14 protein-coding genes are annotated in these 16,557 nt (G+C 45.5%); 10 read left to right on the forward strand and 4 right to left on the reverse strand.

Annotation, left to right across the window (positions count from 1 at the left end):
- Positions 1-72 precede the first annotated feature (72 nt).
- On the forward strand, positions 73-381 hold the full coding sequence (locus FKN93_RS03495) for a hypothetical protein (RefSeq protein ID WP_154170773.1): 309 nt from the start codon (positions 73-75) through the stop codon (positions 379-381).
- 387 nt (positions 382-768) lie between these two features.
- The gene (locus FKN93_RS03500) at positions 769-1,704 is read left to right on the forward strand and encodes a LysR family transcriptional regulator (protein WP_004396761.1); all 936 of its coding nucleotides are present in this window, start codon (positions 769-771) and stop codon (positions 1,702-1,704) included.
- Positions 1,705-1,754: 50 nt separating this feature from the next.
- Here the strand turns inward: FKN93_RS03500 and FKN93_RS03505 are convergent, their stop codons facing one another.
- Both FKN93_RS03505 and FKN93_RS03510 read right to left on the reverse strand, forming a co-directional pair.
- Positions 1,755-2,126: a cytochrome b562 gene (locus tag FKN93_RS03505; protein ID WP_203341993.1), complete on the reverse strand. Its 372-nt coding sequence runs from the start codon at positions 2,124-2,126 to the stop codon at positions 1,755-1,757.
- 142 nt (positions 2,127-2,268) lie between these two features.
- Positions 2,269-3,018 carry a phosphatase gene (locus FKN93_RS03510; protein WP_170904488.1) on the reverse strand — a complete coding sequence of 250 codons (750 nt, stop codon included), beginning with the start codon at positions 3,016-3,018 and terminating at the stop codon, positions 2,269-2,271.
- Positions 3,019-3,227: 209 nt separating this feature from the next.
- On the opposite strand from FKN93_RS03510, the gene FKN93_RS03515 reads away from it, so the two are divergent.
- From FKN93_RS03515 to FKN93_RS03535, 5 genes are all read left to right on the forward strand, one after another.
- Positions 3,228-6,107, forward strand: coding sequence for an HD domain-containing phosphohydrolase (locus FKN93_RS03515; RefSeq protein WP_170904489.1), 2,880 nt, complete (start codon positions 3,228-3,230; stop codon positions 6,105-6,107).
- Between the two features lie 234 nt (positions 6,108-6,341).
- A complete protein-coding gene (zwf, locus tag FKN93_RS03520) occupies positions 6,342-7,844 on the forward strand; it encodes a glucose-6-phosphate dehydrogenase (protein ID WP_170904513.1) in 1,503 nt (500 codons plus the stop codon).
- Complete coding sequence (gene pgl, locus FKN93_RS03525; protein ID WP_154170777.1) at positions 7,841-8,557, forward strand: 6-phosphogluconolactonase; 717 nt, start codon at positions 7,841-7,843, stop codon at positions 8,555-8,557. The genes zwf and pgl overlap by 4 nt, the downstream gene beginning before the upstream one ends.
- A gap of 13 nt (positions 8,558-8,570) precedes the next feature.
- Positions 8,571-10,019 (forward strand): decarboxylating NADP(+)-dependent phosphogluconate dehydrogenase, encoded by a 1,449-nt coding sequence (gene gnd, locus FKN93_RS03530; protein WP_170904490.1) that lies wholly within the window; start codon positions 8,571-8,573, stop codon positions 10,017-10,019.
- 139 nt (positions 10,020-10,158) lie between these two features.
- Positions 10,159-10,299, forward strand: a complete 141-nt coding sequence (locus FKN93_RS03535) for a hypothetical protein (RefSeq protein ID WP_004396768.1) — start codon at positions 10,159-10,161, stop codon at positions 10,297-10,299.
- A 109-nt stretch (positions 10,300-10,408) separates the two neighbouring features.
- On the opposite strand, the gene FKN93_RS03540 is transcribed toward FKN93_RS03535, so the two are convergent.
- Positions 10,409-11,311: a LysR family transcriptional regulator gene (locus FKN93_RS03540; protein ID WP_170904491.1), complete on the reverse strand. Its 903-nt coding sequence runs from the start codon at positions 11,309-11,311 to the stop codon at positions 10,409-10,411.
- Positions 11,312-11,436: 125 nt separating this feature from the next.
- Here FKN93_RS03540 and FKN93_RS03545 point away from each other — a divergent pair, with 125 nt between their 5' ends.
- Complete coding sequence (locus tag FKN93_RS03545) at positions 11,437-12,300, forward strand: MBL fold metallo-hydrolase (RefSeq protein WP_154170780.1); 864 nt, start codon at positions 11,437-11,439, stop codon at positions 12,298-12,300.
- Positions 12,294-12,929 (forward strand): DsbA family protein, encoded by a 636-nt coding sequence (locus FKN93_RS03550; protein ID WP_170904492.1) that lies wholly within the window; start codon positions 12,294-12,296, stop codon positions 12,927-12,929. The genes FKN93_RS03545 and FKN93_RS03550 overlap by 7 nt, the downstream gene beginning before the upstream one ends.
- Before the next feature lie 86 nt (positions 12,930-13,015).
- On the opposite strand, the gene katG is transcribed toward FKN93_RS03550, so the two are convergent.
- The gene (gene katG, locus FKN93_RS03555) at positions 13,016-15,190 is read right to left on the reverse strand and encodes a catalase/peroxidase HPI (RefSeq protein WP_170904493.1); all 2,175 of its coding nucleotides are present in this window, start codon (positions 15,188-15,190) and stop codon (positions 13,016-13,018) included.
- 649 nt (positions 15,191-15,839) lie between these two features.
- Here katG and FKN93_RS03560 point away from each other — a divergent pair.
- Complete coding sequence (locus tag FKN93_RS03560) at positions 15,840-16,301, forward strand: Dps family protein (RefSeq protein WP_004396773.1); 462 nt, start codon at positions 15,840-15,842, stop codon at positions 16,299-16,301.
- The last annotated feature ends 256 nt before the right edge of the window (positions 16,302-16,557 follow it).

Raw genomic sequence — 16,557 nt, forward strand, 5'->3', positions numbered from 1 at the left:
TGAACAAAGAGAAACCAACACCGCTGCAGCTTTAAAGAGGCAGAGGATATTGATTAAGGAAGAGAGGCCATTATGTTAGCATCCTTACTATTGATAATAACCAGCTTATCACCACTCCCCACTGCCACTCAGACCAATTTTCTTGCGGAGGATAGCACCATCGAACAAAATCAATCTACGTCACGTTTTTATGTCAAATACCATACTGATAAAAAAGCCGTGGCGCTCGAATTACTAAAAAGTTTGGAACTGACCTTAATTGATAGCTTCGATGACCAACAGGTGCTCGTCATCGAAGGTGAATCATCGATTGTCGAATTACTCAACGATAGTCCATCGATTGAATATACGGAACCCGTTCCTATTCGCTCCCTTTTTTAATGATTAGCGGGTGATTGAGGAAGGGGATTACATCACCTTTCATATAAATAATGACTAATTAATCAATGGCATATATCCCACACTGCATTCTCCCTACAAAATCTCTGGCACAAGTCACAAAAGTAAATATTAATAATGATACATAGCGACGATTTGGTTATTAATCTGCCAAAATGATGCGCTTTTTCAAAATAACCGCATTGCACTCTGTAAAGTAAACAACCATATTGCCGATGATTTCGTCTCTGTGTCGCCACGAGAAAAAATGAACCGATCACTATTGTTAAAAGTACTGTTGTTAAAAGCGGTAAGCAAAACCAATCCTCCTTCCTAAGTTGGGAGTTGAGGTTAATATTATTAACACTTAATTAGATAAGCACAGGCACTATGCTTAACACCAAACTTATCAGTCTACTTCCTGATCTTGCGACGTTTATACTGGTCGTCAACGAAGGCAGTTTTACTGCTGCTGCTCATAAGCTTGGGGTCACTCCCTCAGCGCTCAGTAAACTGATCACTCGCTTAGAGCTGGCTCTCAATGTCAAACTGTTTGAGCGTACCACGCGAAAATTAATGATCACTCAAGCCGGGCAACGGGTTTACGACCAATGCTTAGTGATGATTAACGCGGCTCAACAAGCCGTTGACTTATCTGATGCTGATCATAGTGAGCCATCCGGTTCACTGACCGTCGCCGCCCCTGAAGCTTTTCTGCATTCGGTGCTGCAGCCTTTTGTACTGCCTTTTCTTAAGCAATATCCTTATATCCAATTAAAACTACGCGCCGCCGATGGTGAAATCGATTTATTTCGACATAATATTGACGTCGCCTTTAAGCTGACCGATAAACCCGATGAAAATTTAGTGATGCGTGAACTCTGTAAAACAAATTTGGTGCTATGCGCTAGCCCAGATTATCTTCAGCAACGTGGAGTACCCGCTCATCCCACTGAACTCATCGAGCACGACTGTCTCTATTTAGCTGAAACCGAACGCGATCATATTTGGGATTTTCTTAAAGAGGATGAATTTCATACCGTTGCTGTCACCGGTCGATACGCAGTCAATCAATCCCAAATCCGCTTAAATGCGGTAAAAAGTGGCTTAGGGATTGGTATCTTTCACGATTTTGTAGTTCAAGATGCCATCGCCGAGGGAAAAGTGGTGCAACTGCTGCAAAACTGGACGATAAAAAGTAACTACCACGGAGCGATTGCCATGCAATATGCTCAGACTAAGTACATGCCAGCGCGCTTAAGAGTTTTCATCGACTTTGTCTTAGCCCATTTAAAACCCAAATTAACCATGCCGACGCCCGAATAAATCAAGCCCAAGCGATGAGCTTGGGCTTGATGACAACAAAAGGTAAAGCGTTAGCGTCTTCGATGGTATTCCATACGTAATTGATCAACCTCTCTCAAGGTGAGCTTAGCTTGAGCTAACTGACCGCTGTCGAGTTCATCACTCAACTGATCCAACACCGCCATTAGCTTAGTGAATCCTTCTTGATAAACATCATGTCGACGAGGAGGATATTGACCTTGTTGGGCTTTATTTACTAACTCCGTTAACTTAGTGACAGGGACTTGCATTTCTTGCACGGTTTGCGCGCTCGCCGCCTGAGAAAATTCAGCCCTCATTTGACGCATCACTTGGCGCAAATCGACATCCGCTGCCCATACTTGACTACTCAACAGTAATCCGATTGTTAACCACACACTCGATTTAATGATCCTTTTTTGCATCACTGGCTTCCTTGTTATTATCGTATTAGTTATTTGCTATCTAAGACTTCTACTGCACCATTATAGTCAATGATTGAAAAAAGTGACGTCACCAAAAGTCGAAAACCACTCATGACTCCATACAACTTATCCCAACACATCATTAACGATAGTAATCCTGATATTCGCTAATTCTGGCTCTTCCTCTTAATGCTAAAAAATCTAAAAACTGTACAGGAGTGTGAGTAATCACTTTAGCGCTATCCATCGCTAAGCTGTCTAACAACTCACTGGCTAATGTCAGGTTACCAACATCATGACAAAAATGGGCGTCACTGCCCGTAGTTAACCATGCTCCGTGCTTTTTGGCCTCTTCGGCTATCTGATAGCAACGATCAACACTGCCCACTCGACTATGGCCTTTTAGGGTACTGTTATTAATTTCTATCGCCACATGATGTTCAGCAGCACAAGCGACAACCGCAGCGAAATCAAAATCAAAATTCGGATTCCCTAAATGACCAAGCGCATCCACTCGACCGCTTTTGATGGTATTGATTAACGCTTGGGTATGGGTTGCTTTATCTCTGGGTTTAAATACGGGCTCATGAAAGCTGGCGATCACCCAATCGAGATTTTGATCAACAGAAGAATGGAGATCGATCTCTCCTTGAAGATTAAGTATATTCGCCTCAACGCCACGTAATATCGCCACATCATGTAGAAATCGCGGCAAAATACGTTGGTTGGAAAAAAACCAGTAATGGGGAGCGCCCGGCATCGAATGGGCGTGGTCGGTGGTGCAAAACATCTGCAGCCCTTTCTCCTGAGCCGCTTTGGCATTTTCAATCAAGGTACTATAAGCGTGACCACTGGCGTAGGTATGGGTATGAGTATCGACCGTAAGTTTCATAATCAACTCCCTTTATTTAGTGAGCTTACAGTTTACCAGTCATGCCATCGGCTTACCAATCAGCTGCAATACAAGTTCGCTACGAATCTATTAATCTATCCAATTCCTACTCAATAAAGTCAGGTTAGATTCACACAATCGATCAGCTACCTTGGCAAGTCAATCGACGTGAACAATACTTACTCCATTGCATAGCTTAGGGCATCGTCATGGTGAAGCGTTATTTCTCTCTCAGCATACAAATCAGCACACTATTTATGGTGTTAGTGAGCTTGATTGGTATCACTCTTATTTCCATCAGTTATTACCATTCACGTCAACTGATGGGTAATATCGCGGATAATATCAGCCATGAAAATAGCAAAAAGGTTGAAGTTGCCTTTCAACAAAGTATTACCCCTATTTTAACCACTCTCGACTTTATGGCATTAAGTCATTTTATTGAAATGGAGCAACTACCAACAGAAAATTCTCATTTTTTAGCTTCACTACGTTTAGTGTTTGAACGCAACGATAATCTTGTCGCCCTCTATTTTGGTAATCACAAGGGTGATTTCACCATGATTCGTCCACTCTTCAACCCACAAACTCGATTACGCTTTCAAGCACCTGATCAGGCTACGCTATTCATTAATCAAACTAGAACCAATGGGCAAGATACGGTTATTTTCTTAGATAACGATTTTCAGACCATTGATCGCCGTGAACATGGTAACAATATCTTTGATCCGCGTGAGCGTCCTTGGTATCAAAATGCCCATGAGGATGGTCAGATTCGTTTAACGGACCCCTATTTTTTCCACTTTCTACAAACTTTTGGAGTGACTCTTTCACGTCGTTCAAGGGATAACAGCACTGTAGTCGGCGCAGACTTCACTCTTGATAGCTTATCTCAACAATTGGCGACGATTGCTTACTCGGCTAACACTCAATTAGCCTTATTTGATCAACAGTTTCGTCTTTTAGCCGAACATAATAGTCCATTATCATTAACCGATGATGCGTTGATCACCCATCAAAAATTATCCACCAGTGTCTTTGCCGGTGTAGCACAACGTGTTACCCAACAAGCGATATTTAGCGATGTGGCTTTTAATGGGCAAACCTGGTCGGTTACCTTAATCCCTATTGCATTAAGTCCACACGTTCAATTATCGTTAGCTCAAGCAACCCCCCAAAAGGAACTTCTTGCCGCATTGCTCAGTATGCGTAATCGACAAATTGGGGCCGCTTTTATGATGCTCGGCTTAGGTTTCATTATCGTTTGGTTTGTTGCTCAGCGTCTTGCTCGTCCCCTCAGTAACTTAGTTGTCCAAACCGATAATATCTCTCGCTTTGATTTCCAAAAAACTCGCTATCCGAAAAGCATCATTAAAGAAGTAGCGGATTTAACGAAATCCATCGAATTAATGGAACATACCTTACATGATTTACTGCGCTTGCTGCGTGATACCGCCTCTAACCAAGACTTTGAGGTATTTGCAAAAACGATTACTCATCAAAGCTATTTGATCACCAAAGCTGAAACGATTTTGCTCTATACCTACAACCACGAGCAGCAGCATTTCACCACGGCGGCCAATCATGCGATCATTCCGTTTAAAATTGATATTAATTCACTGGTACAAAATACACCTTGGTTATTGGCTGAACTTCGCCAAGGACAAACGGTACATTTGAATCGCAACGACAATGTGTTGTTCCCACTGAAAGAGCAGCTCTATAACAGCGACATTTATCTCTTCCCGCTGCTCAATAAATCACGCCAATTGATTGGTGTGTTGAATTTAGGTTACGAACGCGCCATCACTAAAGCTCAAGCGGATAAACATGCCTTCCTGCGTGAAGTGCTCAGTTTTGCTGAAATTGCCAAAGATAATATTGATAAAATGCAGCAACAAAAGCAGATGCTTAATGCGTTTATCACTTTGATCGCTTCGGCGATTGATACTAAATCGCCCTATACCGGCGGTCACTGCCAACGAGTGCCTGAATTAACCAAAATGCTCGCCAAAGCTGCCACTAAAGATAAGCGCTATTTCCCTGATTTCACCTTATCAGCCGAGCAGTGGGAAGAATTAATGCTCGCCGCTTGGATGCACGATTGCGGTAAAGTCACCACTCCAGAATTCGTGGTCGATAAAGCCACCAAACTGGAAACCATTTATGATCGAATTCATGAAGTACGCATGCGCTTTGAACTGCTTAAAGTTCAGGCTGAAGCCGATTACTGGCAAGGGCTCGCTACCGGAGGCGACCCTGATTTACTTAAAAAAACGCTCTCTGAGCAACAGCAAGCCCTTGATGATGATTTTGCCTTTGTCGCACAGTGCAACATCGGCAGTGAATCAATGACGGATCAAGATATCGCCCGTCTTGAACAGATTGCTCAACGGCAATGGAAGCGTACCTTAGACGATCAGATTGGTATTTCTTGGTTAGAAGCACAGCGCCACACCAACAAGCCCAATTTACCGGTGATGGAAAACGTGCTCGCCGATAAAATCGTTCACCAGATTCCGTGGGATAGCGATCCGCTAGCCACAATAGAACAAGAAGGCTTTGTGCTTAAGCCCAAACCGCTGCGCTATAACCGAGGTGAGCTGTATAACCTCAGAGTGCGCCGCGGCACCTTAACCGAAGAAGAGCGGTTTATGATTAACGATCACATTGTACAAACCATCGTGATGCTAAAACGGCTTCCCTATCCTGAGCACCTCAAGCAAGTGCCTGACATTGCAGGTGGTCACCATGAACGTATGGACGGTAAAGGCTATCCACGAGGATTAAACGAACAGCAACTGTCGATTCCTGCGCGGATCATGGCGATTGCTGATGTGTTTGAAGCGCTGACCTCTAGCGATCGTCCCTATAAAAAAGGCAAGAGTCTGGAAGAAGCCATGCAAATCATGACGACGATGGCCACCAGCGGGCATATTGACCCTAAACTCTATCTGCTCTTTTTAGAACAACACGTGTATCTCGATTATGCACAACAGTTTCTAACCAACATTGAATTTACCAGCTTTGACCCCTCATCCTACATCACGACCGTAAAAACCTATTTACGAGATAGCGTTAATATTTAATCGATTGCGCTATCAATAGTTGATGTGTGTCAAATTGTCGTAGACAATACCCTCCTCGCTTAATCATGCTAGCCAGCGTGATTAAGCCATACCTCACGACTTGGACGTATCGCCTCAAGTGGTCAGGTATATCGGTTTTGACGATACCAACAATAGTCAAAACCTACTTTTTATTTTGGTATTGCGCTGCTAGGGTTGGCGCATGCTAAGTACCTCGTTTTTAAGGGAAAGATGATGGTAATACCTGAAAACAGTTGCATCGTAATTTTTGGTGCATCGGGCGACCTAACTTATCGAAAGTTAGTGCCTGCTCTGTATCATTTATATGCAAGTAAGCAACTACCTGAATCCTTTACTATTTTAGGTGTCAGTCGTACAGAGTACAGTGACGATTCTTATCGTGAAAAATTAAAACGCTCACTGCGTGAATTAGAGCAAACCGAGCCAGCTATTCTTGATGCCTTTTGTGAACATCTTCACTATCAAGCACTTGATACGTCCGACATGGACGATTATGCCAAACTCTCAACGCGTTTGACTGAGCTCGCCGAGCAGTATCAACAACAGCAACGCAATACCTTATTCTATCTCGCCACCCCACCGAGTTTATATGGCGTCATTCCTGCCTGTCTCGCTGCCCATGGCTTAAATGATGAACAAGACGGCTGGAAGCGCTTGATCATCGAAAAACCCTTTGGTTACGATTTGCAGTCAGCTCAAGCGCTCGATATTGAAATTCATCGTCACTTTGCTGAGCACCAGATTTATCGCATTGACCATTATTTGGGTAAAGAAACGGTGCAAAACCTGCTGGTATTCCGTTTTGCCAATGGCATGTTTGAACCCCTTTGGAACCGTAATTTTATTGATTACGTCGAAATCACTGGCGCGGAATTTTTAGGGGTTGAAGAGCGTGGCGGCTATTACGATGGCTCTGGCGCTGTGCGGGATATGTTCCAAAACCACTTACTGCAAGTGTTGGCGATGGTCAGCATGGAGCCACCTGCAGAAATCAATGCCAACTCTATCCGTAATGAAGTGAACAAGGTTTTACAAAGCTTACAACCTCTTTCAGAGGCGGATTTACGCAATAACCTCGTACTGGGTCAATATACAGAATCAGACATTCGTGGCCAGTTCCTGCCCAGTTATCGAGACGAGCCGGGCGTTGCCGATGATTCGCGCACTGAAACTTATGTTGCGCTGAAAATGTTCATCAACAACTGGCGTTGGAATGGGGTTCCGTTTTATGTGCGCTCTGGCAAACGCCTGCCAACCCGCGTGACCGAAGTGGTTATTCACTTCAAACGTACCCCGCACCCAGTGTTTGGCCAAAATGCCCCTGACAATAAGCTGATCATTCGTATTCAACCGGACGAAGGCATTCAAATGAGCTTTGGCTTAAAAGAACCCGGCGCTGGATTTAAAGCCAAAGAAGTGTCGATGAACTTTCATTACACCTCACTGGCCGAAACCAAAATGCTCACCGCTTATGAGCGCCTTTTATTGGATGCACTTAATGGTGATGCGACCTTATTTGCCCGCACTGATGCGGTGGAAGCGTGCTGGAAGTTTGTGCAACCAATCCTCGATTTCAAGCAAGATCCACAAGCATTGTTTGGTTATGCCTGCGGCACCTGGGGACCGATGGAAGCCGATCAATTACTGGAGCGAGATGGCCGCGCATGGCGTTTCCCTTGTAAGAATCTCACTGACACGGATTACTGCGAACTATGATCAATCATAAAATTTTTCAAACACCACAGCAGGTGGTGGATACGCTGGCGGATGAGATGCTGCGCTATAGCCAGCAGAACCAACCAGTACATATCTCCCTTTCTGGCGGTAGCACGCCAAAAATGCTCTTTCAACGACTCGCAAGTGCGCCCTACGCTGAAGCGATTGATTGGCAAAACCTGCATTTTTGGTGGGGTGACGAACGCTGCGTTGCAGCGGATGACCCAGAAAGCAACTATGGCGAAGCCAATGCGTTACTCTTTAGCCAAGTGGCGATCCCTGCACAAAATATTCATCGTATTCGCGGTGAAGCGGATCCACACACCGAAGCTGAGCGCTTTGCCGCTGAAATGCTGCAATGCATCACCAGCGAGAACGGTACTCCCGTCTTCGATTGGATATTACTTGGCGTCGGTGCCGACGGTCATACGGCGTCACTGTTCCCTGACGTGACGGATTATCATGACCCACATTTATCGGTGGTGGCAACTCAACCTCAATCAGGTCAGTTACGAGTATCAAAAACCGCCAAAGTTTTACAAGCGGCGAAACGGATCAGCTATCTTGTGCTTGGCGCAGGCAAAGCAGATATCGTCCATGAAATTCACACTACTCCTGCGGAAGAGTTACCTTATCCAGCAGCAAAAATTCAGTCGACAACGGGTGAAACCGAGTGGTTTTTAGATTTAGACGCAGCGAAAAAGATTGCGTAAAGGAGAGAAATAAATGAAAGGTGATATTGGTGTAATCGGCCTAGCAGTAATGGGCCAAAACCTAATTCTCAACATGAACGATCACGGCTTTAACGTGGTGGCTTATAACCGTACTACCGCGAAAGTGGATGAGTTTTTACAAGGCCCAGCCAAAGGCACCAAGATTGTCGGTGCTTACTCACTACAAGACTTAGTCGATAAGCTCGCCACGCCTCGCAAAGTCATGCTGATGGTCCGTGCTGGAGATGTGGTGGATGCATTTATCGATCAATTAGTTCCTTTACTCGATAAAGGTGACATCATTATCGACGGTGGTAATACCAACTTCCCAGACACCAACCGCCGTGTGGCCGCGCTACGCGAAAAAGGCATTCACTTCATTGGTACTGGCGTATCGGGTGGTGAAGAAGGCGCGCGCTTTGGCCCATCCATTATGCCCGGTGGCGCACCAGAAGCTTGGGAAGCGGTCAAACCGATTTTCCAAGGTATTTCAGCCAAAACTGAAGCCGGTGAACCTTGTTGTGATTGGGTAGGCAACGATGGCGCTGGTCACTTCGTGAAAATGGTTCATAACGGTATCGAATACGGTGATATGCAGCTCATCACTGAAGCTTACCAGTTTATGAAAGATGGCTTGGGTATGAACCACGACGAGATGCAAAAAGTCTTCGCCGAGTGGAACAAAACTGAACTTGATAGCTATTTGGTGGCAATTACCGCCGATATTCTTGGCTATAAAGATCAAGATGGCCAACCATTAGTGGAAAAAATCCTTGATACCGCTGGTCAAAAAGGCACGGGTAAATGGACGGGGATTAATGCCTTAGACATGGGTATTCCACTGACGCTCATCACTGAGTCCGTATTCTCTCGCTGCTTATCCGCACTTAAAGAGCAACGTGTTGCAGCGGAACAACTGTTTGCAAAAACCATCACTCCAGTGGAAGGTGATAAACAAGAATGGGTTGATGCGCTTCGTCAAGCCTTGTTGGCATCGAAGATCATCTCTTATGCGCAAGGCTTTATGTTGATGCGTGAAGCCTCTAACGAAAACGGATGGGACCTTAACTACGGCAACGTAGCATTGATGTGGCGCGGTGGCTGTATTATTCGTTCCGCTTTCCTCGGTAATATTCGTGATGCGTTTGACGCCAATCCAGACATTGCTTTCTTAGGCTCTGATGCTTATTTCAAAGGCATTTTGGATAACTGCCTTGGCGCATGGCGTAAAGTCGCGGCGAAATCAATGGAAGTCGGCATCCCGATGCCGTGCATGACCTCAGCACTCACTTTCCTCGATGGCTATACCACCGCTCGTTTACCAGCGAACTTGCTGCAAGCTCAGCGTGATTACTTTGGCGCACACACTTATGAGCGTATTGATCGCCCACGGGGTGAGTTTTTCCATACTAACTGGACTGGTACTGGTGGTGACACCGCTTCCACGACATATGATGTCTAAACGATTGGCTAGCGAAAGGGTTGACTACTGATAAATTCATCCTTAGTATCTACGCCTAAAAAATAAGCATCAAGGAGGATGTTAACTGAGTTAACATCCTCTATTTTTTAGACTCCAACATCAACATTGAGATCCAACGATGACCATTAACAAGTTCTATGTATTTGTCCCACAGGCAGTGGAAGAAGACGCACATACGGAAAGTGAAGTGCAATCAGCAATGGAAGCTCAACGTCAAGCATTGGTAAAACAAGCGCAACAACAAGGCGCACTGGCTTAATCAATAAGCAGAGCCAGCTCATTGCTCGCTCTGCTTACCTCTCTTTACTTACTCTTCACGTTTATCTATACCCAAATCACTTGGAGTTGCAGGTAGGACGGGGATATAACTATAAAACAATATCCTGCCAGTCATGACTAGCAAAGTAATCCGCTAAATGATCGATCAATGCCCTGACCGCCGGTGATAAATGTCGCCTTGACGGATACAAAGCATAAATCGACATGGTTTTTGGCTGCCAGTCGGCTAAAACCGATACCACCTCACCTTTTGCTAACGCACCACTGGTTAAATACGTTGGCTGCAACGCGATACCCATGCCATGCACTGCAGCGTGAAGCAAAGTGGTCGCCTCATTGGCGGTCAAACGGCAGCTCACTTCCACCGATTGTAATGTCTCACCTTTTGTGAGATGCCAAATATGTCGCTCGAAATTTTTATATCCTAAACAAGCGTGTTGAGTAAGATCGCTCGGCTGCGTGATCGCCGGATGCGCGGCTAAATAACTGGGTGCAGCCACTAATATCGACTCACATTTTGCTATCGGGCGACCAATTAGCGAAGGATCCGGATCGGCGGCAATCCGAATTGCCAAATCAATCCGCTCAGCAATCAGATCCGCCGTTTTATCTTGCACATCAATATCGATCTCAACTTGCGGATGCTTGGCGAGGAACGGCTTTACCACTGGGATAAGCTGGGCAAAACCAAACGACATGCTGGTCGCAATACGAATTTTTCCCGCTAAGGACTGACTATCCATCAGTTGATGTTCTAACTGCTGAGCTTGCTCTACCCAGAGTTTAATCGCCTCTAAACACTGCTCTCCAGCAGTGGTTAACGACACCTTACGTGTGGTTCGATTCAGTAATCGCGTTTGTAACCAGCTTTCCATGGTTTCAATGTGCCGAGTCACCATCGGCCGCGAAATATCCAGTCGATCGGCTGTGGCTGTGAAGCTTTGCGTAAGCGCAACGTCGAGAAATACTTGAGCCGCGGTCAGTTTATCCATCGTATTAGTTCGAATTAAGAAACAATGATGTCAATTATTAGCTATATATCCGAACAAGTCTAATTCGTATGATAGCTCCCGAACCGATAACCCACTTTCGATACTCTATTTTAGGATAAATAATCATGAAAAAACTGACTCTACTGACCGCAACTACACTGATCAGCAGCACTGCATTTGCGGCGCAGCAACCTTTAACACTGGACGTTTACAACGCCGATGGCAATAGCTTTCATGTAAACTCAACCTTAGTTTACGGCGCAACAGAAGCCATGGTGATCGATACTGGCTTTACCAAAGCCGATGCCTTACGCATTGCCGCTAAAGTCATCGATTCAGGCAAAAACCTAACCACGATTTTTATTAGCCAAGCGGATCCTGATTACTATTTTGGCGCGGAAGTATTGCATGAGCTATTCCCTGATGCGAAAGTCCTCACCACTCCGGGAGTGCGCGCGACAATTGAAGAAAAGCTGGATGGTAAATTAGCATTCTGGGCTCCGAAAATGGGCACTAACGCGCCAGTGAAGCCGGTATTGCCTACCGCTTATCATGGTAAAACACTGACGATTGATGGACAAACTATTGAGATCCACGATGCTGAAGGTGAGCTAGCCCATCGCCCTTACTTATGGATCCCAGCCAACAAAGCCATTTTGGGCAATGTGGCGGTCTACGGTAACGTTCACCTATGGATGGCCGATGCGCAAAGCGATGCGAGCCGTCAAGCGTGGGCACAGCAGCTTGAGCGCATGCAAGCCTTAAAACCAGAAGTGGTGATCCCTGGTCACATGATTGCCGGCACTCCATTAGATGCCTCAGCGATTAGCTTTGCTCAGCGCTATTTAACGGATTTTGCTAAAGCGAAACAAACCAGTAAAGATAGCCAACAATTAATCAAACGTATGCTTAAGCTTTACCCTGAAGCCGGTTTACCAATGGCATTAGAGATTGGCGCGAAAGTACATATGGGTGAAATGCAATGGTAAAGGTTCACTACTTTTTTGACCCAATGTGCGGCTGGTGTTTCGGTGCTAGCCCACTACTAGAAACACTGGCTGAAATGCCGATTATCACACTCAAGTTACACCCGGGTGGGATGTTGCCACGCTCCGAATTGGCCGCCGAGTTTCGAGCGCATATATTAGAGGCAGACCAACAGATTAGTTTGGTGACTGGACAAGTTTTTGGTGAAGCGTACCGCTCACGAATTGCCAGTAAGCAGCCGCTCATCGTTGATTCTTACCTTACCGCTCAGGCGATCATCGCCGCTGAGGAATTGCAAGGCCTAGGATTGGCGATGCTGAAAAAAATTCAGCAAGCCCATTATCAACAAGGATTAACCGTTGCCGAACCTGAAGTATTGGCTCAGTTAGCAAGCCAATTAGGTATTGAGCACGATAAATGGCACAACGCCATGCAGCAAGCCAAATCTGATTTACCAGCCACGATTGCCAATAGCAAACAACTGATGGCTCAGTATCAATTACGGGGATTCCCATCGATGATGATTGAATTGGCGAATGGACAGTGGCGCTCCGTACAGCCGAGTGCCTACTATGGTAAACCTGAAGCGTGGCAAGCTTTTTGGCAGTCAATGGTAGCTTCCTCATCCTAGCCAGATTCTCTTAGCCATAGTGCTACTAAAAAAATAGCCCCCAGATTTGGGGGCTATTGACGTTTACAGATTAAATCAATCAATGATTATAATAGATCAAAACGATCGGCATTCATCACTTTGCTCCATGCCGCAACGAAGTCATGCACAAACTTTTGTTGGTTATCTTGTTGCGCATAAATCTCAGCGTAAGCACGTAAAATCGAGTTTGAACCGAAGACTAAATCGACTCGGGTTGCCGTCCATTTAGCCTGACCCGTTTTGCGGTCACAAATCTCATACGAGTTACGCCCCGTCGGTTTCCATGTATAACGCATGTCGGTTAAATTAACGAAAAAGTCGTTACTTAATACGCCCACGTTATCGGTCAATACCCCATGTGGTGTACCGCCATAGTTAGTCCCCAGTACACGCATACCGCCGATCAGTACCGTCATTTCTGGAGCGGTTAAACGCATCAACTGTGCGCGATCCAATAGCAGCTCTTCAGGCTTGACAACATAATCTTTTTTCAACCAGTTGCGGAAACCATCAGCCACCGGCTCAAGGACATCAAATGAAGCAACGTCCGTTTGATCTAGCGTTGCATCACCACGACCAGGAGCAAACGGTACGGTGATAGCCACGCCCGCCGCTTTAGCCGCCATTTCTACCCCAAGGTTACCAGCCAGTACGATGGTATCAGCGACACTGATCCCTGCTTCAGCAGCAATCTTCTCTAATACCGCTAACACTTTCGCCAAACGCTGTGGTTCGTTCCCTTGCCAATCTTTCTGTGGCGCGAGACGGATCCGTGCACCATTCGCACCACCCCGTTTATCGGAGCCTCGGAAAGTACGAGCACTGTCCCAAGCGGTGGAGACCATTTCACTAATACTTAAGCCGCTGGCGGCAATTTTCGCTTTCACCGCATCAACGTCATAATCACACCGTCCCGCTGGGATTGGATCTTGCCAAATCAACTCTTCTTTAGGGACATCAGGACCAATATAGCGAGCTTTAGGCCCCATATCACGGTGCGTCAGCTTGAACCAAGCGCGAGCAAACACCTCAGAGAAATAAGCTGGGTCTTGATAAAAACGCTCAGAAATCTTGCGATAAGCAGGGTCCATTTTCAGCGCCATATCGGCGTCAGTCATGATTGGGTTATAGCGAATACTTGGATCTTCAACATCAACCGGCTTATCTTCTTCTTTGATATTAATCGGTTCCCATTGCCAAGCGCCAGCTGGGCTCTTTTTCAATTCCCAATCATAAGTAAACAGCAAATAGAAATAGCCGTTATCCCATTGCGTTGGATGGGTTGTCCAAGCCCCTTCAATACCACTGGTCACCGTATTACGACCGATGCCACGCTTAGTATGATTCATCCAACCTAAGCCTTGCTCATCCAGTTCCGCGCCTTCAGGGGCGGGGCCTAAATTCGCCGCATCGCCATTACCATGACATTTACCAACGGTATGACCACCAGCGGTTAACGCAACCGTCTCTTCATCGTTCATTGCCATGCGCTCAAAAGTAACGCGCATATCATGAGCCGTTTTCAGTGGGTCTGGCTTACCATCGACTCCTTCTGGGTTGACATAAATCAGCCCCATCATTACTGCTGCTAATGGATTTTCAAGATCTCGCTCTCCCGAATAACGGCTGTTTTTAGCGCCACTCGGTGCCAACCACTCTTTTTCTGAACCCCAATAAATGTCTTTTTCTGGATGCCAAATATCTTCGCGCCCAAAAGCAAAACCAAAGGTCTTAAGACCCATCGATTCATAGGCCATGTTACCGGCAAGGATCATCAAATCAGCCCAGCTGATTTTATTGCCGTATTTTTGCTTGATTGGCCACAGTAAACGGCGAGCTTTATCTAAGTTGGCGTTATCTGGCCAAGAGTTGAGAGGAGCGAAACGCTGGTTACCCGTACCCGCACCGCCGCGGCCATCAGCAATACGATAAGTTCCGGCCGAGTGCCAAGCCATGCGGATCATTAAACCGCCATAATGACCCCAGTCGGCTGGCCACCAATCTTGGCTATTGGTCATTAACGCTTTGAGGTCGTTTTTTAAAGCGGCAACATCGAGTTTTTTTAGTTCTTCACGGTAATTAAAATCTGCACCCATTGGGTTCGTTTTCGTGTCATGTTGGTGCAAAATGTCAAGGTTGAGCGCTTTAGGCCACCAATCCATATTGGTCATTTCATTCGATGTCACGGCACCATGCATAACTGGGCACTTGCCACCTGACGAGGTGTTATTGCTTTCCATTATCTTCTCCTTGCGACACATTGCTGCGATGATTCATCGCATTCACGGGTAGATTTCTATCTAAAAATCTTATACTTTCATTGTGTTACTTTTTGCTCTACTACACTTTAGATCAAGCTGAATGTTCTGCCATCAATAAACTTGCGCACCTTCACGAGTTAGAGAAAATCTTCTCAACGTTTAGCGCTTGAGGCATAGAATAGGCAATATCGCTAGTGGCGGCTAATCGCCTCGAACGATTAATCTGATAGGTAAACGTCCAAATAACTTGAAGATTCAGCAAGGTAGGTAGATAGTAGTTGAATAGCATTCGATAACATTAACCATAATCAAACTGCATTGCATCTATCACGAGTTCTATCCCATTATGTGAAGTATGTATCGGTGCTCATACCTAAACCCGTTGACGTTGCAGGTAGGTAATCAGAGAGTTTAGCCTATGAACATAGATGATCATGGGCGTGAAATAAGCAAAGTAAACCAACACTGCAGCTTCAACTAAAAAGTTATATACCTAAACAATTTGGCGTTACAGAAAGACGGTAAGTGAGTAAGCCCCCATAGACAACGATGTGATTGGGGCGAGCGAACCTAGCCAATACCACGTAAGTTCAAGTCGCAAAGGTATAAGTCAATAAAGGAGATAAAGATGAATATTGGTATCAATGAATCTGATCGCATTAACATTGCCCAAGGACTAAAACGGTTACTCGCCGACTCGTACACCCTGTACCTACAAACCCATAATTTCCATTGGAACATTACTGGGCCACAATTTCGTGAGCTGCATTTAATGTTTGAAGAGCACTACACTGAGCTCGCGGTTGCAGTGGATGATATCGCCGAACGTATCCGCTCTTTAGACGTAGCGGCGCCGGGAACCTACAAAGAATTTGCTGAGCTTAGCTCAATTAAAGAAGTGGTAGGGCTAACTGATGGCGTGGAGATGGTTAACATCCTTACTCAATCTCATGAACAAGTGATCCGTACTTGCCGTGATGTACTGAAACTCGCTCAAGCAGCAGACGATGAGTCCACAGCTTCACTAGTCTCTGACCGAATGCGTGTCCATGAAAAAACCGCATGGATGCTACGCGCTACTTATCGATAAGCACCCGTATAGCATCAACCGTTTAATTGGTTATCCATGCTAGACTGCTGATATCAACAAAGGGATGCGACGGTTCATCCCTTTTTATTTTCCTCCTCGCAAAAAATTCCTCTTCCCTTTGTTTTTCCATAGATTTTTAACCACTTTCCGTGCATTATTTCTCATCAGTGACAGTTATAAAAATAACCAAAGCTCAGCCTGTTACTGTTAATAACGAGGAGGCGGTATCGCTATCATCATTTGATGACCAACGGAT

This window comes from Vibrio sp. A8-1, from assembly GCF_013048685.1.
In the GTDB taxonomy this organism is placed as follows: domain Bacteria; phylum Pseudomonadota; class Gammaproteobacteria; order Enterobacterales; family Vibrionaceae; genus Vibrio; species Vibrio metschnikovii.

Coding starts and splice junctions, on each gene's coding strand:
- FKN93_RS03495 (WP_154170773.1), top strand. CDS start 73: ATGTTAGCATCCTTACTATTGATAATAACCAGCTTATCACCACTCCCC.
- FKN93_RS03500 (WP_004396761.1), top strand. CDS start 769: ATGCTTAACACCAAACTTATCAGTCTACTTCCTGATCTTGCGACGTTT.
- FKN93_RS03505 (WP_203341993.1), bottom strand. CDS start 2,126: ATGCAAAAAAGGATCATTAAATCGAGTGTGTGGTTAACAATCGGATTA.
- FKN93_RS03510 (WP_170904488.1), bottom strand. CDS start 3,018: ATGAAACTTACGGTCGATACTCATACCCATACCTACGCCAGTGGTCAC.
- FKN93_RS03515 (WP_170904489.1), top strand. CDS start 3,228: ATGGTGAAGCGTTATTTCTCTCTCAGCATACAAATCAGCACACTATTT.
- zwf (WP_170904513.1), top strand. CDS start 6,342: ATGGTAATACCTGAAAACAGTTGCATCGTAATTTTTGGTGCATCGGGC.
- pgl (WP_154170777.1), top strand. CDS start 7,841: ATGATCAATCATAAAATTTTTCAAACACCACAGCAGGTGGTGGATACG.
- gnd (WP_170904490.1), top strand. CDS start 8,571: ATGAAAGGTGATATTGGTGTAATCGGCCTAGCAGTAATGGGCCAAAAC.
- FKN93_RS03535 (WP_004396768.1), top strand. CDS start 10,159: ATGACCATTAACAAGTTCTATGTATTTGTCCCACAGGCAGTGGAAGAA.
- FKN93_RS03540 (WP_170904491.1), bottom strand. CDS start 11,311: ATGGATAAACTGACCGCGGCTCAAGTATTTCTCGACGTTGCGCTTACG.
- FKN93_RS03545 (WP_154170780.1), top strand. CDS start 11,437: ATGAAAAAACTGACTCTACTGACCGCAACTACACTGATCAGCAGCACT.
- FKN93_RS03550 (WP_170904492.1), top strand. CDS start 12,294: ATGGTAAAGGTTCACTACTTTTTTGACCCAATGTGCGGCTGGTGTTTC.
- katG (WP_170904493.1), bottom strand. CDS start 15,190: ATGGAAAGCAATAACACCTCGTCAGGTGGCAAGTGCCCAGTTATGCAT.
- FKN93_RS03560 (WP_004396773.1), top strand. CDS start 15,840: ATGAATATTGGTATCAATGAATCTGATCGCATTAACATTGCCCAAGGA.